The organism is Sphingosinicella sp. LHD-64 (assembly GCF_031157375.1).
GTDB lineage: Bacteria > Pseudomonadota > Alphaproteobacteria > Sphingomonadales > Sphingomonadaceae > Allosphingosinicella.
In genome coordinates this window covers 48,122-64,482 of sequence record NZ_JAVIFV010000006.1, presented here as the reverse complement: position 1 = coordinate 64,482, position 16,361 = coordinate 48,122, and the positions used below count along the sequence as shown (strand labels likewise).

The window sequence follows — 16,361 nt, the reverse complement described above, 5'->3', positions numbered from 1 at the left end:
GTTGTCGTGTCCGGTTGCAATTGTTGCGCGCAGTGAACGGAACGGAGCCGCTTCTGTGACATGAAAGCGACAGTCTTAGCCGTGCGCGAAGCGATTGAGCGGGGCCGAACGCATTCCCCGTTCCTTCGGTTCCAACTGGATCAACGTCCTCAAGTCGCGGCGGCGCTGGAGGCTGGCGACATGGCCGCCGCCATCGTTGCGGCGGCGGCCGAGGCCGGGGATGGCAACGAGGTCATGGTGGCGTTGCGGCGTCGGCGCAGCGCGCTGGCGCTGGCGCTGGGGATTGGCGATCTCGCCGGCGTGCTGAGCTTCGCCGAAGTCTCCGGTGCGCTGTCCGATCTCGCCGATGCCACGCTGGAACAGGCGCTGACCGCCGCGATCGCCGAGCGGACGCCGGAGGAGGCGCCGCGCGGCTTCGCCGTGATCGCGCTCGGCAAGCTGGGGGGGCGCGAGCTCAATTATTCGTCCGACGTCGATCTCATCTATCTCTACGATCCCGGGACGCTGCCGCGCCGCCCGCGCGAGGAGCCGGATCAGGCGGCGCTCAGAATCGGCCAGCGCGTCACCGAGCTGCTCCAGAAGCGGACCGAGGACGGCTATGCCTTCCGGGTCGATCTGCGCCTTCGACCGTCACCCGAGGTGACGCCGATCGCGCTGCCGGTCGAGGCGGCGATCAGCTACTATGAATCCTCCGCGCTGCCGTGGGAACGCGCCGCCTTCATCCGCGCCCGGCAGGCCGCCGGCGATCCGGAGGTCGGCCGCTATTTCCTGGACGCCGTCCAGCCATTCGTCTGGCGCCGCAGCCTCGATTTCGGCGCGATCGGCGAGGTCCAGTCGATGAGCCGGCTGATCCGCGATCACTATGCGCAGGGGCAAAGGTTCGGCCCCGGCTACGATCTCAAGCGCGGCCGTGGCGGCATTCGCGAGGTCGAGTTCTTCGTCCAGATCCACCAGCTCATCCATGGCGGGCGGGAGCCGGCGCTGCGTGCGCCGCGGACGCTCGATGCGCTTGCGGCACTTGCCGAGGCGGGCCGGGCCGATGCGGATGACGCCGCGGCCCTGGCCGCCGCCTACCCGCTGCTGCGCACGATCGAGCACCGTTTGCAGATGGTCGACGATCTCCAGACCCACAGCCTGCCGCAAGGTCGTGAATCGCTCGACAATGTCGCCCGCCTGCACGGGCTGGCGGACGGCGAGGCATTGCTCGATCTCGTCCGGCCGCATGTCGAGCGGGTCGAGGCGATCTACGACCGGCTCGGCGGTGGCGAGGCACGACGGCTGCCGGCCGATGCCGACGCGCTCGAAGCCGGCCTCGCACAGGCCGGCTTCGCGGACTCTGCCGGCGCGCGCGGGCGGATCGAAGGCTGGCGTTCGGGCAAGGCGCGGTCATTGAGGACGCCGGCCGCGATCGAGGCGTTCGAGGCGATGCTTCCGGCCCTGATCGATGCCTTCGCCGCGGCGCCCGATCCGATGCGGGCGATGAACCGCTTCGACAATGTCGTCGAGCGGCTGCCGACCGGCCTCAATCTCTACCGCCTGCTGGAGGCGCGGCCGGCGCTGACCCAGCATCTCGGCGCGATCCTGAGTCATGCCCCGGCACTCGCCGATCAGCTGGCGCGACGGCCCGAACTGCTGGACGGGCTGATCGACGCAAGTGCCTTCGAGCCCGCCCGCAGCGTTCCGGCATTGGCCCAAAGCTTCGCCCGGGCCGGCGAGGACTATGAGCGCTATCTCGATCGGGTCCGCCGCGATGTGAACGAGGCGCGTTTCGCCCTCGGCACGCAGGTCGTGCTCGCCCGCAGCGATCCGCTCGAGGCGGCGCTGGGCTATGCGCGCGTGGCCGAAGCCGCGGTGGAGGCGCTGGCCGGCGCCGCCGTTGCCGAGTTCGAGCAGGCGCATGGCAAGGTTCAAGGCTGCGAATTGATCATTCTCGGGCTCGGGCGGCTTGGCGGCGGGGCCCTCACCCACGCGTCGGACCTCGACCTCATCTATCTGTTCAGCGGGTCGCACGAGGCGGAATCGGACGGCGCGAAGCCGCTCAGGGCCAATGACTATTTCAACCGGCTCGCGCCGCGGGTCACGGCCGCGCTCAGCGTGCCGACCGCGGCCGGCCCGCTCTATGAGGTCGATACTCGCCTCAGGCCCTCCGGCACCGACGGGATGCTGGCGGTGAGCGCCGAGAGCTTCGCGGACTATCAGCGCACCAGGGCCTGGACATTCGAGCATATGGCCCTGACCCGCGCCCGGCCGGTCTTCGGATCCGACACCGATCGCATGGCGCTGTCGGCGACGATCGACGGCCTGCTGCGGATGGATCGCGATCCCGCCAGGGTTCGCGCCGATGCGGCGCGGATGCGGCTCGAGATCGCCCGCCACAAGCCGGCAAAGGGCCTGTTCGACATCAAGCTCGGGCCGGGCGCCCTCGTCGATCTCGAATTCGCCGTGCAGGTCCTCCAGCTGGTCCATCATGCGGGCCTGACCCCTGACACCGGCGCGGCGATCGATGCACTGATCTCCGCGGGCCTGATGCCGGGCGAGATCGGGGACGCCTATCGGCTGCTCACCGCGATGCTGGTGACGCTGCGCCTCGTCTCGCCCGAATCCACCGAGCCGGCAGAGGCGTCGCGCCTCCTCGTGGCGCGCGCCTGCGGCCTCGGCAGCTGGCAGGAACTGCTTGCGGCGCACGCGCGGGCGCGGCAGAGCATAGGGGCGTTGTGGCTGGAGGTTTCGGCTGCGAAGGGAGGCTGACATGCTGCGCGAGGGCGACCGGGTGCCGGACGTAAAGCTGACCGGCATGGACGGCGAGGCGGTGAGTCCCGCCGACTTCCGCGGCCAGAAGCTGGTCCTCTATTTCTATCCCAAGGACGACACCGCCGGCTGCACCCGCGAGGCGCAGGACTTCACCGCCCTTGCCGGCGAGTTCGAGAAGGCCGGCACCTGGATCCTCGGCGTATCGAAGGACAGTCCGGCGAAGCATCGCAAGTTCACCGACAAATATGATCTCAAGGTCCGCCTTGCCAGCGACGAGGACGGCACGGTCTGCGCGGCGTTCGGCACCTGGATCGAAAAGTCGCTCTACGGCCGCAAATATATGGGCATCGACCGCGCCACCTTCCTGATCCACCGTGACGGCACGATCGCCCGGATCTGGCGCAAGGTGCGGGTGCCGGGTCATGCGGAGGAGGTGCTCGCGGCGGCGAGGGACCTGCCGTGAGGCGCCGCGCGGAACGCAGCCGGCGTGGCTTCGTTTCGCGGGTCATGGTGCAGCCCTATGCTCTGGTCGGTATCGCGCTCGGGCTGATCGTCGCGATCGTGGTGGGGATCAATCTCGGCAATGCGTCGGTCAAGGGCATCAACCCGATCCATTTCCGTCCCGTCACCGCATTCGAACCGCGCGTGCCGGTGCTCGATGAAGCGCCGCCGGCGCCGCTCGCGCGGCGGCTGCCGAGCTATTCCGAACTCTACAGCTGGGAGGACGGGCGCGCGGCGATCGAACAGGAGTGCGGCCCGCCCTGCGGCGGCAGCGCCACCTATTCGGCGAGCGTGCCCTATTTCGGCAGCCGCGAGGAGATCGAGGCGGCGCAGCGCCGGGCGATGCGGGTGATCGACCGCGACTTCGCCGAGGAAACGGCCGACGCGATGAACCGGCGGGTCCGGGAGAGGATCGAGGAGGCGCCCGCCGTCGTGAACGTCGCGGCGCCAAGCCCGGTCGAGGGCGCCGCCGCGCTCAGCCTGCCTCAGGAATAGACGATCCGCACTTTCGCGGCGGCCTCGGCCGCGATCCGCCGTGCCTCGTCGGTGCTGCCGGCACGGGCGAGCGCGACGCCCATGCGGCGATTGGGCCGGGTCACCGGCTTGCCGAACAGGCGCACGTCGACCTCGGCGTCGCCGCCGAGCGCCAGCGCCTCGACGAGCCCTTCGAAGCGGAAGCCGTCCGCGCCGCGGTCGGCAAGGATCACCGCCGAGGCCGACGGGCCGGCGAGGCGGATCGCCGGGATCGGCAGGTCGAGCACGGCGCGCGCGTGAAGATCGAATTCGGAGAGGTTTTGCGAGACCAGCGTCACCATGCCGGTGTCGTGCGGACGCGGCGAAAGCTCGGAGAAGATCGCTTCCTCGCCCGCGATGAAGAACTCGACGCCAAAAATGCCGCAGCCGCCGAGATCGTCGACCACCTTGCGCGCCATGGCCTGCGCCTGGGCGAGAGCCGTGTCGGACATCGCCATTGGCTGCCAGCTTTCCTGATAGTCGCCGCGCTCCTGCCGGTGGCCGATCGGCGGGCAGAACAGGACGCCGTCGCGGGTGCGAACGGTGAGCAGGGTGATCTCGTAGTCGAAGGCGACGAATTCCTCGACGATCACCCGCGGGCGGTCGCCGCGCATGTTGGCGACGGCATAGTCCCAGGCCGCGGCCAGCTCCGCGTCGCTGCGGACCAGGCTCTGGCCCTTGCCCGAGGAGGACATGACCGGCTTGACGACGCAGGGGAGACCGGTGTGGGCGGCGCCGGCGCGGACCTCGTCCAGGCTCTCGGCGAACCGGTAGCGCGAGGTCCTGAGGCCCAGTTCCTCGGCGGCCAGCGTGCGGATCGCGTCACGGTTCATCGTCATCTGGGTGGCGCGCGCCGACGGGACGACCCTCCAGCCCTCGCTCTCCAGCGCGACCAGTTCCTCGGTCCGGATCGCCTCGATCTCCGGCACGATATAGTCCGGCCGGTGGGTCTCGACCGCCCGGCGCAGCGCAGCGCCATCGAGCATCGAGAAGACCTCGTGCGCATCCGCGACCTGCATCGCCGGCGCGCCGGCATAGGAATCGCAGGCGACGACATGGGCGCCGAGGCGCTTGGCGGAGATGGCGAACTCCTTGCCGAGCTCGCCCGAGCCCAGGAGGAGGATTTTGGCGGTGAAAGTCATGGCCGCAGCCGGTACAGCGCCGGCCATGGAGAAGGAAGAGGCATCGATCGCCACGGCCTGCCGCACGGTGCTGCTGGCCGCCGAGCCCTACGCCAAGGTGAAAGCCGCGCGCGCCGTCGCCCGTGCCTGGCGCCGCGGCCGTCTCGCGCACCGGTTCGACGCGGCGATGCCCGATCGTCCGGCCCGCCCGGCGGCGCCCGAGCTGCTGCCGCCCAACCGGATGCCCAAGCGTGGGAAGGCGGGATCGGAGCGCAGCCGGATCGCGCTGCTCCACGCGCTCGCCCATATCGAGTTCGGCGCGATCGACCTCGCCTTCGACATGGCGGGGCGGTTCGGGGCGGAGATGCCGCGGGCCTTCATCGACGACTGGATCGGCGTCGGCGCCGACGAGGCGATACACTTTGCGCTGCTCGACCGGCGGCTGCGCGCGCTCGGCTCACATTATGGTGCGCTGCCCGCGCACGACGGCCTCTGGGCGGCGGCGACGGCGACCGCGCATGACGTGGCCGCACGCCTCGCCGTCGTGCCGATGGTGCTGGAAGCGCGCGGCCTCGACGTGACGCCGACGACGGTCGCCGCGTTCGAGCGCGGCGGCGACCCGCGCGCGGCGGCGATCCTGATGCGCATCTATCGCGATGAAATCCGCCACGTCGCCGCCGGCACGCGCTGGTTCGGATTCGCCTGCGAATCCCTTGGATTGGACCCGGTTCCTCACTGGCATGCGCTGGTTCGGCGGCATTTTCACGGCGCCGTTAAGCCGCCGTTCAACGACTCGGCGCGCGGCGAAGCCGGTTTGTCCCGGGATTATTACGGGGGCCTTGCCGCCTCAGAGTTTCGTTAACAAAGTCCGGCCACACGCACGGGGTGGGCACCTTCCTGCGTCTGTGAGGGGCACAAGGCCCGATGGTTCAACGCGGTCGCCTGAGCGTGGCCGAGCCGGCTCACTTCGGTGAGTCGACCGGGGAAGCTGATGATGCATTCGATTGCCGCGACCAACGTTGGCTGGACCGCGAAGTTCCGCGAACTTTTCAAAGCGCGCGACATTTTCCTCCACGACGGCAAAAGCCTGCGTCGATTCACGATCGGCGCCCGGGTGCAGATGGCGGCGGCTTTCGCCGCCTTTGTTTTGCTGGCCTGGTGCGCCTTCGCGACCTTCCAGGCGATGGCGGCGATGAACAGCGACGTCGTCGAAATGCAGCGCCAGGTCGCCCGCATGCAGGCGGATGTCGCCCAGATGCGCACCGAGACCCAGCAACACGCCGCAATGCTGGAGCGTCGCCAGGCCTTCCTCGCCGAAATGCTGTCGGGCGACGCCGACGCCGCTGAGCTCGCCCAGATGCTCCCCCAGGCCGAAGCGGCCGGTCACAACCCGCTCACCCGTTCCTATGCCGGCGTCGAGGGCATGCAGCAGGAGCTCGCCGCGCAGGCCAAGGCCGCCACCGTCGCCCGCTACCGCGAGACGGCGCAGGCGGTTCGCCAGCTCGGCCTCAATCCGGCCCGTTTCCACCGCGCCCGGGGCGGCGTCGGCGGCCCGCTGGAAGAGGTCGACAATGCCGACCCGCGCTTCCGCGAGCTCTTCGCCTCCTGGCGCCAGCTCGAGCAGCTCGAGCAGGGCGTCGCCGCCATCCCGTCGGCCCGCCCGATCCGCACCGAAATCGCCTTCACCAGCGGCTTCGGCGTCCGCTCCGACCCCTTCCGCGGCCGCGCCGCGATGCACGGCGGGATCGATCTCGCCGGCCCGATCGGCACGCCGATCTACGCCACCGCCGACGGCATCGTGCAGCGCTCCGAATGGAACAGCGGCGGCTATGGTAACCTCGTCGAGATCAACCACGGCCAGGGCATCCAGACCCGCTACGGCCATATGTCGCGGCTGATCGCCCGCCCAGGCCAGCGCGTCCGTCGCGGCGACCTCATCGGCCTGATGGGCTCGACCGGCCGTTCGACCGGCAGCCACCTCCATTACGAGGTCCGCATCGACGGCCGCGCCGTCAATCCGATCCCCTTCATGCAGTCCACCGAGTCGCTCGCCGCGCTGCAGCGCCGCCTCGACGCCCCGGTGGCGGTCGGCGGCCCCGCCGGGGGTTCGCGCTAAGCTTCAAGAGACAGGCCAGGAGAGGGCCCTGAACAGGAAGGCCCCGTCCGAAGAGGCGGGGCCTTTTTCCTATTCGTCGTCCCGGCGCAGGCCGGGATCTCAGGACAAGAAGTCTCAGTGGGTCTCGCTGAGGTCCCGGCCTTCGCCGGGACGACGATAACTACTTCCCCCGCTTCTGCCGGTGCTCCGCCATGTCGAGCACCGCATTGGGCTCGCCTTCGGGCAGCAGCCCGAGCCGGCGCGCCACCTCCTGATAGGCCTCGGCCTCGCCGCCGAGATCGCGACGGAAACGGTCCTTGTCGAGCTTCTCGCCCGAGGCCATGTCCCACAGCCGGCAGCCGTCCGGACTGATCTCGTCGGCGAGGATGATGCGGGCGTAATCATTCTCCCAGAGCCGCCCGAACTCCAGCTTGAAATCGACCAGGCGGATACCGATCCCGGCGAAGAGACCGCACAGGAAGTCGTTCACCCGGATCGCCATGTCGGCGATGTCGTTCATCTCTTCCTGGCTCGCCCAGCCGAAGCAGGCGATATGCTCGTCGGCGATCATCGGATCGCCCAGCGCATCGTCCTTGTAATAATATTCGATGATCGTGCGCGGGAGCTGGGTGCCCTCCTCGATGCCGAGCCGCTTGGAGATCGAGCCGGCGGCGACGTTGCGCACCACCACCTCGATCGGCACGATCTCGACCTGGCGGATCAACTGCTCGCGCATGTTGAGGCGGCGGACGAAATGGGTCGGAATGCCGATCGTGCCGAGCAGGGTGTAGATATGCTCGGAGATGCGGTTGTTGAGCACGCCCTTGCCGGCGATCTGACCCTTCTTCTGCGCGTTGAATGCGGTCGCATCGTCCTTGAAATACTGGATGAGCGTGCCGGGCTCCGGGCCCTCGTAGAGGATCTTGGCCTTGCCTTCATAGACGAGTCGGCGGCGGGTCATGGGAGCAAAGCCTCCGGCTTCGAAAAGGGCGGCCCCGACACGCCGGGGCTTGGGAAGGCGGCTCTATAGAGGAGGCATGAACCGAGCGCAAACGATCCGCTTGCCTTTGCCGTCCCGTCCCGCCACAGCCGCCGCGATGTCCCGCGTAACCTTGTTCGCCCGCGCCGCCTTCTGGTCCGCCGCGCTGCTCGCTCTGGTCATGGCCCTGCTGCCGCAGCCGCCGAATCTGCCGTTCGAGCCGTCCGACAAGTTCCAGCACGCGCTGGCCTTCATGACCCTCGCCGCGCTCGCGACGCTCGCCTATCCGACGATTTCGCCGCTGCGGATCGGTATCGCGCTCTCCGCGTTCGGCGCGGCGATCGAGTTCTTCCAGATGGTTCCGGCGCTGCATCGCGACGCCCAGTTCTCGGATTGGGTCACCGATACGGCCGCGATCTTTGTGGTGCTGGCTTTCGCGGCGGCGCTGCGACGGCGTGCCGATCTCAGGTGACCTTGCTGCGCACCGCGAACTTGGGGTCGCGCCAGCCGTCCTCCTTCAGGATGCGCGCCAGCCTGTCGACGGCGTGCCAGATGTCCTCGAAGCCGAGATAGAGCGGAGTCAGGCCGAAACGGACCACGTCGGGCGCGCGGAAGTCGCCGATCACGCCGTCCGCGATCAGCGCCTGGCAGATTTCGAAAGCGTGCGGATGGGCGAAGGAGATGTGGCTTCCACGTTGCTCCTCGCCGCGCGGCGTGATGCAGGTGAGTTCCGGGCAGCGCTGCTCCATCAGCGCATAGAAGACGTCGAACAAGGCGCGCGACTTGGACCAGAGCCGTTCTATCGTCAGTCCGTCAAAGGCGTCGAGGCCGCTCTCCAATGCCGCAATGCCGAGAATCGGCGGCGTTCCCGCGAGGAAGCGGTCGATGCCCGGGGCCGGCCGGTAGTCGTCGGTGAAGGCGAAGGGCTCGGCATGGCCCATCCAGCCGCGCAGCGGCGAAAGCAGCTGCTCCTGCAGCGCCTCCGCGATGTAGAGGAAGGCCGGCGCGCCCGGCCCCCCATTCAGATATTTGTAGCCGCAGCCGACCGCGAGCTCGACCCCTGCGCCGTTGAGATCGAGCGGCACCGCGCCGACGCTGTGGCTGAGATCCCAGACGATCCGCGCGCCGGCCTTGTGCGTCCGTGCCGTCACCGCCGCCATGTCGAACCGCTCCGCCGTCTTGTAATGGACGTGGGTCAAGAGGACGAGATTGGTGTCCGACCCGATCCGGCCTTCGACCTTCGCGCGCGGGGCGATGTCGAGCCTGAGGCCGGTCAGGTCCGCGACGCCGCTCGCGATGTGCAAGTCGGTATGGAAATTGCCGCTCTCGGACAGCAATACCGGCCGGTCGGACAGGCGCACCGCGGCGACGAGCAGCTTGAACAGGTTCACCGAGGTCGAATCGGCGACGATCACCTCATGCGGCCTGGCGCCAATCAGCGGCGCGATCCTGGCACCGACCCGCTGCGGCAGGCCGATCCAGCCATGCACGTTCCAGCCGCGGATCAGCGACTCTCCCCATTCGCGCGCCACGATCTCCTGCTGGCGCGCCACCGTCGCCCTGGGCAGGGCGCCGAGCGAGTTGCCGTCGAGATAGATGACGCCCTCGGGCAGGTGGAAACGCTCGCGATAGCTGCGCAACGGATCGGCGGCGTCGGTGGCCTTCGCTTCGGCGAGGGTGAAGCTCATGGGTGCAGCGCCCTTTCGATTTCCGCGACCGCCATCGCCCAGGCCGAGGTCTCGGGGGCGACCAGCTCGACATGGCCGGTGCGGTCGACCATGCGAACCGTCACATCGTCGCCGGCCGCCCGCATCGGGGCGGCATAGCCTTCGGCATAGGCGGTCGGGATGATCCGGTCCTGCAGCCCGTTGACGAGCACCTGGCGGATGCCGAGCGGCGCGAGGCGCGGCACCGAGGTTTCCGCGAAGCGGCCGCCACTGATCTGCGCGATCACCTCGGTGCCGCAGCCGCTCCCGGGCGGCCGCGCCGCTTCCTCGAGATCGGGCAGGCCGCCGAGGCTGACCACGGCGTGGATCGGGAGTGGGTTGTTGGTGCGCAGTGGCGAGTCCGCCGGCAGGCGCGGTCGCGCCGCCAGCCAGAGCGCGAGATGCCCGCCGGCCGAATGGCCGGTCGCGACCAGCCGCGAGATGTCGAGCCGATGGCGCGCAGCATGGGTCCTGAGCGCATCCGCCGCCGCCGCGACGTCCTGGAAGGTGCCGGGATAGCCGCCGCCGCGGTCGACCCCGCGATAGTCGACGTTCCAGACCGCCATGCCGCGGCGCCTCAGATCATCGGCGATCCAGTTCATGATGGTGCGATCGGCGATCTCGGTCTGCCAGCAGCCGCCATGGACCATCAGCACGGTCGGGTGCGGTCCCGGTCCGTCCGGCAGCCACAGGTCGACGACCTGCAGCGGGTCGTCGCCATAGGGGATCGTGGTGCGGGGTGCCGGCCGCGGCCGCTCGAGCAGGTCCGGCCAGGCCATCAGGCCGTCCTCGCCGCTCGCCCTGATCTCGCCGTCCGCGCCCACGGCTGCGGCGGCTAGCGCCGCCAGCAGGGGCAGGGCAAGGGCTTTCGTCGACGGCATCGCGCCCTTGATGACGGAGTTCGCGTCCGTCCGCCAGTCCGGCCCCGACAAAAGGAACCCCGCCGGCGAGGGCGGGGTCGAGGCTTCGCCCCAGGGAGGGCGAGAGGGACAAGGTGTTGCGCTGGCGGCCCGCCGGCCCGGGGAGACCGGCGGGCAGCGCTGTCAGTCGCGCGCCCGTTCGGGGCGCCAGGGCGCGGCGTACTGCATCCGGTTGAGCCTGCTGAGGCCGAGATAAAGGTCGGCAAGCACCCGGCGCAGCGCCGCGGTGAAGCCGCTCTTGGGATAAGTCCTGCTCGTCATGTCCAGCTCCTTTCTTGCCTGTGGCGGACGGCGGCTCAGGCCGCCGTCGCGCCGAGAGTGAGCAGCGTCACGCCGACCGCGCCGGCGATCGACAGCAGCTGCCCGGGGACGGTCGAGCCGCGCGAGAAACCCAGGCGCAATGCCGCGCCGATGGCGCCGATCGCGCCGTCGACCCACTTGCCGAACTGATCATGATGGTCGGCCCACATCCGTCCTTCCATTCCGTCCAGCATCGTCTTTCTCCTTCGAACATCGTCTCGGAAAATGCGTCTCGTTACCTGCTCCCAAATGACAAAGGCGGCGGCGTTTCGCCAACGAAAGGCTCGACGCAGGTGATAAAATGCGCTTATGATTGATCCATGCGCCGCATTCCGCCCCTGACCGCCGTCCGCGTCTTCGAAGCCGCCGCCCGGCACGAGAATTTCACCAAGGCCGCCGACGAGCTCGGCATGACCCAGGCCGCGGTCAGCTATCAGATACGCCTGCTCGAGGAGCGGCTCGGCCTCGCCCTGTTCCGGCGCGAGAAAAGGCGGGTGACGCTGACCGAGCCGGGCCGCCGGGTCGCCGGTGCCGTGGGCCGCGCCTTCGACACGCTCGACGCCGCCTTCGCGTCGCTCCGCGCCGAGGACGAGGGGACGCTGACGCTCACCACGTCCTACACCTTCGCCAATACCTGGTTCGCGTGGCGGCTGGGGGCGTTCCAGATGGCCAACCCGGAAATGGCCGTGCGCCTGCTCACCGACGATTCGCTCGCCGACTTCGCCTCGGAGGAGGTCGACATCGGCGTGCGCACCGGCATGGGCGAGTGGCCGGGCCTTTCCGCCGACCTCCTGTTCCGGATCAACTTCACCCCGATGTGCAGTCCGGAATTCCTGGCCGCGCACGGCGGCAGGCTGGAGCCCAAGGACCTGCTCGACCTGCCGCGGATCGGCCCGGACGATCCCTGGTGGAGCGTCTGGCTGCGCGATGCCGGCGTGGAGGTCCCGAACGAGCTGTCGCGCCGCGGCATCCGCCTCGGCTACCAGGCGAACGAAGGGGTCGCGGCGATGGTGGGGCAAGGGATCGCGATCCTCACCCCCTTCTTCTGGCGCAACGATCTCGCCCAGGGCCGGCTGGTCCGTCCGTTCGACCAGCTTTCGACACGAGGCTGGGGTTATTGGCTCGTCTCGGCCGAGCATCGGCGGATGGTTCCGAAGATCAAGCGCTTCCGGGAATGGCTCCTCGCCGAGGTGAAGCGCGATCTGGCCGAACTGGCGGCCGAATCCGCAGCGGACAAGATCCTCGTCGCCAAGGAGCAGGCTTAGCTCCGAACCTGCACCAGCATTGCAACACCGATCGCGACGAACAGCGTCGCCGCCACGATATGGACGACCTTCAGCGGAATGCGGCGCAGAAGCGCCTCACCCAGGAACACGGCCGGAATATTGGCGAGCATCATGCCGAGGGTCGTGCCGGCGGTCACCGCGACGACATCCTGATAGCGGGCGCCGAGCGCGATCGTCGCGACCTGCGTCTTGTCGCCGATCTCGACGAGGAAGAAGCAGACGAGGGTGGTGAGGAAGGCGCCGAAGCGCGCGGGCCTGGGCGCGCCGTCTTCGTCCAGCTTGTCCGGGATCAGGGTCCACAGTCCCATCGCGACAAACGAGATGGCGACCAGGGTCCCGAACCAGGCGCCTTCGAGGATGGCGGCCGCCTGTGCCCCGACGAGCGCGGCGACCGCATGGTTGGCGAGCGTCGCCACGAGGATGCCGAGGATGATCGGCACGGGCTTGCGGAAGCGCGCGGCGAGCACGATCGCAAGCAGCTGCGTCTTGTCGCCCATTTCGGCGAGCGCGACGATGGCGGTGGAGGCGAGAAAGGCTTCCAAGGGACAGCTCCGGCCGGGCGGCGTGATCCAACGACATCGCATCCTCCGCCCGGCGAGACGGAGTGCGACGCCATTGGTCTCGCCCGATCGGTGTCCCGATCACTCCGCGCCACGGCCTCTCGGCCAAGCATGTTGACGCGGAATTCCGTCCGGCGGGACGGCGGCTACTCCCCAAGTGACTGGAGACGGCCCTAGCCGTGCCGGAACAGTAGGGCAAGGGTCGGGGCGGGCGTCGCGGCTCGGCGAGGTTCGAGCCGAAGACGCCCGCCCCTGCCTCTCCCCTGCAGGGAAGAGGCGCGCCGGTCAGGCGGCGTCGACCGGCGCGGCGCCGAAGCGACGCCGCAGGCGGGCGACGCCCCACCAGCCGATCAGGCCGGCGGCGAGCCAGGGCGACAGGACGATCAGGATACGCAGCATCATCACCAGCATGTCGAGCGCATCCTCGCCGGTTTCCCGCGCCGTCTGACCGAGCGTCGGCTCGGGCGCCGGCCCGGGCGCGAACCGGCCAGAGCCGTAGCGCAGCAGGATCGGCGTGGTCGCGAGCGACTGTTGCTGCGCCTCGCTGGTCTCGCGGAGCGAGCGGATCTGCTCGCGCAGCCGCCCCGCCTGCTGTTCGAGATCGGTCTTGGCGGCGGAGACCGGGTCGATGCCGCGCAGCCGCGTCTCGATCCGGGCGAGCTCGGCCTCGAGGTCGGCGCGGGTGCGGCCGACGGCACGCAGCGAGGTGCCGACGTCGGTGCCCTCGATCTCGCTTTCGGTGACGGCACCGTCGGCGGCGGTCACGCGCTGCACCGCCTCGCGGCCGAACTGGCGGGCGAGGGTCGGATCGACGGCGAAGGACAGCATCGCCTCGACATCCTCGTCGTTGACGGCGCGGTAGGACATGCCGGTGATCCGGCAACGGGCGAGGGTGAGGCGTTCGCAGATCTGCTGGTGCTGGTCCTGCACCTCGGCGATCCGCTCGGGCGCGAGGCGGAAGCCGTAGCGGTAGTTGAAGGCGACATCCGGCGCTGCGGTGGTCCCGATATCTGGGCCTTCTTCGCGGCCGGCCGTGCCTTCGACGCCGGCATCCGCGGCGGCTTCGGCAATCTGGTTGGAAGGTCCGCTGCCGGACCCGCCGCCCCGGTCGGCCGACCCGCAGGCGGTGGTGGCGAGAAGCAAGGCAAAAAAGGGAATCGCACGTCTCATGGCACTTTCCTCTCCTTGTTGATCTCTCATGGGGAAAGATAGTCTATCAGATCAGTAGAGAAGGCAAGATATTTCTACTTCAGCAGTTGAGAATGAGTCTGCCGACGGAGGGCTCGCCTCACCGATTCCGCCCTGCTAACGAACGGGCATGAGTGACGAATTCGACACCGTCGTCGAGGCACCGTTCGACGATGCTCTTTCCCAGCGCTATCTCGTCTACGCCCTCTCGACGATCACCGCCCGGTCGCTGCCGGACCTGCGCGACGGCCTCAAGCCGGTACATCGCCGCCTGCTCTGGGCGATGCGGCTGCTTCGGCTCGATCCGGCGGCGGGCTACAAGAAATGCGCACGCGTGGTCGGCGACGTCATCGGCAAATATCATCCGCACGGCGATCAGTCCGTCTATGACGCGATGGTCCGCCTCGCCCAGGATTTCTCGCTGCGCTACCCGCTCGTCGACGGGCAGGGCAATTTCGGCAATGTCGACGGCGATAACGCCGCGGCGATGCGCTACACCGAGGCGCGGCTGACGGCGGCCGCCGGCGAGCTGATGGCCGGGCTCGACGAGGGCACCGTCGCGTTCCGCCCGACCTACAATGGCGAGGAAGAAGAGCCGGAGGTCTTCCCGGGCCTGTTTCCGAATCTGCTCGCCAACGGCGCCAGCGGCATCGCGGTCGGCATGGCGACGAGCATCCCGCCGCACAACGTCGCCGAACTGATCGACGCCGCCACCCACCTGATCGACGATCCGAAGGCGGACGATGCCGCCCTGATGGCGTTCGTGAAGGGTCCGGACTTCCCGACCGGCGGCAAGCTGGTCGATCCCCCGGAGATCATCGCCAACGCCTATGCGACCGGGCGCGGCGCTTTCCGGGTGCGCGCGACCTGGTCGATCGAGAAGGGGGCGCAGGGGAGCTGGACCGCAGTCGTCAGCGAAATTCCCTATCAGGTGCAGAAGGGCAAGCTGATCGAGCAGATCGCGGCGCTCATTTCCGAGAAGAAGCTGCCGATCCTCGCCGACGTGCGCGACGAATCCGACACGCAGATCCGCATCGTGCTGGAGCCGCGCGCCCGCACGGTCGAGCCCGACGTGCTGATGGACAGCCTGTTCCGGCTGACCGACCTCGAGGTGCGCATCCCGCTCAATCTCAATGTCCTCGACGCCAGCCGCACGCCGCGCGTGATGAGCCTGCGCGAGGTGCTGGGTGAGTGGGTCACCTTCCAGATCGAGGTGCTGGTCAACCGGGCGCAGCACCGGATCGGCAAGATCGACGACCGGCTGGAGCTGGTCGAAGGCTATATCGTCGCCTTCCTCAATCTCGATCGGGTGATCGAGATCATCCGCACCGAGGACGAGCCCAAGCCGGTGATGATCGCCGAGTTCGCGCTCACCGACCGGCAGGCCGAGGCGATCCTCAACATGCGGCTGCGCTCGCTGCGCAAGCTCGAGGAGATGCAGCTCAGGAAGGAGCGCGACGACCTCATCGCCGAGCGCGAGGACCTGCAGAAGCTGGTCGATTCGCCCGCGCGTCAACGCACGCGGCTCAAGAAGGACCTCGCGGCGCTTCGCGAGCGCTACGGTCCCGAAACCGAACTCGGTCGCCGCCGCACGGTGATCGAGGAAGCCGCACCGGCCCGCGAAATCCCGCTCGAGGCGATGATCGAGCGCGAGCCGATCACCGTGATCCTGTCGAAGCGCGGCTGGATCCGCGCGATGAAGGGCCATGTCGAGCTGACCAACCCGGAGGCGCTGAAGTTCAAGGAAGGCGACAGCCTCGCCTTCCTGTTCCACGCCCAGACCACCGACAAGCTGCTCCTCGCCGCTTCCGACGGGCGCTTCTACACGCTCGCCGCCGACAAGCTGCCGGGCGGCCGGGGCTTTGGCGAGCCGGTGAAGCTGATGGTCGACATCGAAGGGGAGGGGAACATCGTCGCCCTGTTCCCCGCCAGCCGCGCCGAGAGGCTGCTGCTCGCCTCATCCGACGGGCGCGGCTTCGTCACCCCTGCCGCGGCCGCGGTCGCCGAGACACGCAAGGGCAAGCAGGTGGTGAACCTGCGCACCGGGGCGAAGCTCAAGGTCGTCCGCCCGGTCGGGGCCGGCCACGACTATGTCGCGGCGATCGGCGAGAACCGGAAGATGGTCGCCTACCCCCTCGCCGAACTCCCCGAAATGGGCCGCGGCCAGGGCGTCCAGCTCCAGCGCTATCGTGACGGCGGCCTTTCCGACGCCGTCACCTTCCTGTTCGCCGAGGGGCTGTCATGGCCGATGGGCGGGGAGGGTGGCCGGACCCGCACCGAAAGCGATCTCAACCCCTGGCGCACCGCGCGGGGCGCGGCCGGGCGGATGCCGCCGATCGGCTTCCCGCGCGACAACCGGTTCGGCTGATCGAGTTCGCTGCGAAAAACAGATGGTTACTGCGCCGGCAGGGGCTGTCCCTCAATGATGCGTTAACCTTGTT

Annotated in this window: 16 protein-coding genes and 1 riboswitch; of the genes, 8 read left to right on the top strand and 8 right to left on the bottom strand. The window is 68.9% G+C overall.

Going from position 1 to position 16,361, the window contains the following annotated elements; translation table 11 throughout:
• The first annotated feature begins 60 nt into the window (after positions 1-60).
• Genes RCO27_RS18375 through RCO27_RS18365 form a run of 3 tightly spaced genes read left to right on the top strand, consistent with a single transcriptional unit; the run spans position 61 to position 3,747 of the window.
• Entirely contained in the window at positions 61-2,748 is a 2,688-nt protein-coding gene (locus tag RCO27_RS18375; protein ID WP_309004174.1) for a bifunctional [glutamine synthetase] adenylyltransferase/[glutamine synthetase]-adenylyl-L-tyrosine phosphorylase, read from the top strand.
• Between the two features lies 1 nt (position 2,749).
• The gene (locus RCO27_RS18370; RefSeq protein WP_309004173.1) at positions 2,750-3,214 is read left to right on the top strand and encodes a peroxiredoxin; all 465 of its coding nucleotides are present in this window, start codon (positions 2,750-2,752) and stop codon (positions 3,212-3,214) included.
• On the top strand, positions 3,211-3,747 hold the full coding sequence (locus RCO27_RS18365; RefSeq protein WP_309004172.1) for a hypothetical protein: 537 nt from the start codon (positions 3,211-3,213) through the stop codon (positions 3,745-3,747). Before RCO27_RS18370 ends, RCO27_RS18365 begins: the two co-directional genes overlap by 4 nt.
• Here the strand turns inward: RCO27_RS18365 and purT are convergent.
• Complete coding sequence (gene purT, locus RCO27_RS18360; protein ID WP_309004171.1) at positions 3,738-4,907, bottom strand: formate-dependent phosphoribosylglycinamide formyltransferase; 1,170 nt, start codon at positions 4,905-4,907, stop codon at positions 3,738-3,740. The genes RCO27_RS18365 and purT overlap by 10 nt on opposite strands.
• Positions 4,908-4,932: 25 nt before the next feature.
• On the opposite strand from purT, the gene RCO27_RS18355 reads away from it, so the two are divergent.
• Both RCO27_RS18355 and RCO27_RS18350 read left to right on the top strand, forming a co-directional pair.
• Positions 4,933-5,748, top strand: a complete 816-nt coding sequence (locus RCO27_RS18355) for a ferritin-like domain-containing protein (RefSeq protein ID WP_309004233.1) — start codon at positions 4,933-4,935, stop codon at positions 5,746-5,748.
• 129 nt (positions 5,749-5,877) lie between these two features.
• Entirely contained in the window at positions 5,878-7,002 is a 1,125-nt protein-coding gene (locus RCO27_RS18350) for a M23 family metallopeptidase (RefSeq protein ID WP_309004170.1), read from the top strand.
• A gap of 160 nt (positions 7,003-7,162) precedes the next feature.
• Here the strand turns inward: RCO27_RS18350 and purC are convergent, their stop codons facing one another.
• Positions 7,163-7,942 (bottom strand): phosphoribosylaminoimidazolesuccinocarboxamide synthase, encoded by a 780-nt coding sequence (gene purC, locus RCO27_RS18345; protein WP_309004169.1) that lies wholly within the window; start codon positions 7,940-7,942, stop codon positions 7,163-7,165.
• A gap of 136 nt (positions 7,943-8,078) precedes the next feature.
• Here purC and RCO27_RS18340 point away from each other — a divergent pair, with 136 nt between their 5' ends.
• Positions 8,079-8,432: a hypothetical protein gene (locus RCO27_RS18340; protein ID WP_309004168.1), complete on the top strand. Its 354-nt coding sequence runs from the start codon at positions 8,079-8,081 to the stop codon at positions 8,430-8,432.
• On the opposite strand, the gene kynU is transcribed toward RCO27_RS18340, so the two are convergent.
• From kynU to RCO27_RS18320, 4 genes are all read right to left on the bottom strand, one after another.
• Entirely contained in the window at positions 8,425-9,648 is a 1,224-nt protein-coding gene (kynU, locus tag RCO27_RS18335) for a kynureninase (protein ID WP_309004167.1), read from the bottom strand. The two genes, RCO27_RS18340 and kynU, sit on opposite strands and share 8 nt — an antisense overlap.
• The gene (locus tag RCO27_RS18330) at positions 9,645-10,547 is read right to left on the bottom strand and encodes an alpha/beta hydrolase (RefSeq protein WP_309004166.1); all 903 of its coding nucleotides are present in this window, start codon (positions 10,545-10,547) and stop codon (positions 9,645-9,647) included. Before RCO27_RS18330 ends, kynU begins: the two co-directional genes overlap by 4 nt.
• A 162-nt stretch (positions 10,548-10,709) precedes the next feature.
• Positions 10,710-10,847, bottom strand: a complete 138-nt coding sequence (locus tag RCO27_RS18325; protein WP_309004165.1) for a hypothetical protein — start codon at positions 10,845-10,847, stop codon at positions 10,710-10,712.
• A 35-nt stretch (positions 10,848-10,882) separates the two neighbouring features.
• The gene (locus RCO27_RS18320) at positions 10,883-11,080 is read right to left on the bottom strand and encodes a hypothetical protein (RefSeq protein ID WP_309004164.1); all 198 of its coding nucleotides are present in this window, start codon (positions 11,078-11,080) and stop codon (positions 10,883-10,885) included.
• A gap of 126 nt (positions 11,081-11,206) precedes the next feature.
• Between RCO27_RS18320 and RCO27_RS18315 the strand changes: the two genes are divergently transcribed.
• Positions 11,207-12,151 (top strand): LysR substrate-binding domain-containing protein, encoded by a 945-nt coding sequence (locus tag RCO27_RS18315; RefSeq protein WP_309004163.1) that lies wholly within the window; start codon positions 11,207-11,209, stop codon positions 12,149-12,151.
• Here RCO27_RS18315 and RCO27_RS18310 read toward each other — a convergent pair.
• Positions 12,148-12,714 carry a TMEM165/GDT1 family protein gene (locus tag RCO27_RS18310; RefSeq protein ID WP_309004162.1) on the bottom strand — a complete coding sequence of 189 codons (567 nt, stop codon included), beginning with the start codon at positions 12,712-12,714 and terminating at the stop codon, positions 12,148-12,150. The two genes, RCO27_RS18315 and RCO27_RS18310, sit on opposite strands and share 4 nt — an antisense overlap.
• An 85-nt stretch (positions 12,715-12,799) precedes the next feature.
• Positions 12,800-12,900, bottom strand: a riboswitch (yybP-ykoY riboswitch).
• Between the two features lie 117 nt (positions 12,901-13,017).
• Entirely contained in the window at positions 13,018-13,902 is an 885-nt protein-coding gene (locus RCO27_RS18305; protein WP_309004161.1) for a hypothetical protein, read from the bottom strand.
• Between the two features lie 148 nt (positions 13,903-14,050).
• Here RCO27_RS18305 and parC point away from each other — a divergent pair, with 148 nt between their 5' ends.
• Complete coding sequence (gene parC, locus RCO27_RS18300) at positions 14,051-16,288, top strand: DNA topoisomerase IV subunit A (RefSeq protein WP_309004160.1); 2,238 nt, start codon at positions 14,051-14,053, stop codon at positions 16,286-16,288.
• Positions 16,289-16,361: the final 73 nt, after the last annotated feature.

Excerpts from the sequence above, each read along its gene's own strand:
- RCO27_RS18375 (WP_309004174.1), top strand. The coding sequence starts at position 61 with ATGAAAGCGACAGTCTTAGCCGTGCGCGAAGCGATTGAGCGGGGCCGA.
- RCO27_RS18370 (WP_309004173.1), top strand. The coding sequence starts at position 2,750 with ATGCTGCGCGAGGGCGACCGGGTGCCGGACGTAAAGCTGACCGGCATG.
- purT (WP_309004171.1), bottom strand. The coding sequence starts at position 4,907 with ATGACTTTCACCGCCAAAATCCTCCTCCTGGGCTCGGGCGAGCTCGGC.
- RCO27_RS18355 (WP_309004233.1), top strand. The coding sequence starts at position 4,933 with ATGGAGAAGGAAGAGGCATCGATCGCCACGGCCTGCCGCACGGTGCTG.
- RCO27_RS18350 (WP_309004170.1), top strand. The coding sequence starts at position 5,878 with ATGATGCATTCGATTGCCGCGACCAACGTTGGCTGGACCGCGAAGTTC.
- purC (WP_309004169.1), bottom strand. The coding sequence starts at position 7,942 with ATGACCCGCCGCCGACTCGTCTATGAAGGCAAGGCCAAGATCCTCTAC.
- RCO27_RS18340 (WP_309004168.1), top strand. The coding sequence starts at position 8,079 with ATGTCCCGCGTAACCTTGTTCGCCCGCGCCGCCTTCTGGTCCGCCGCG.
- kynU (WP_309004167.1), bottom strand. The coding sequence starts at position 9,648 with ATGAGCTTCACCCTCGCCGAAGCGAAGGCCACCGACGCCGCCGATCCG.
- RCO27_RS18330 (WP_309004166.1), bottom strand. The coding sequence starts at position 10,547 with ATGCCGTCGACGAAAGCCCTTGCCCTGCCCCTGCTGGCGGCGCTAGCC.
- RCO27_RS18325 (WP_309004165.1), bottom strand. The coding sequence starts at position 10,847 with ATGACGAGCAGGACTTATCCCAAGAGCGGCTTCACCGCGGCGCTGCGC.
- RCO27_RS18320 (WP_309004164.1), bottom strand. The coding sequence starts at position 11,080 with ATGCTGGACGGAATGGAAGGACGGATGTGGGCCGACCATCATGATCAG.
- RCO27_RS18315 (WP_309004163.1), top strand. The coding sequence starts at position 11,207 with ATGCGCCGCATTCCGCCCCTGACCGCCGTCCGCGTCTTCGAAGCCGCC.
- RCO27_RS18305 (WP_309004161.1), bottom strand. The coding sequence starts at position 13,902 with ATGAGACGTGCGATTCCCTTTTTTGCCTTGCTTCTCGCCACCACCGCC.
- parC (WP_309004160.1), top strand. The coding sequence starts at position 14,051 with ATGAGTGACGAATTCGACACCGTCGTCGAGGCACCGTTCGACGATGCT.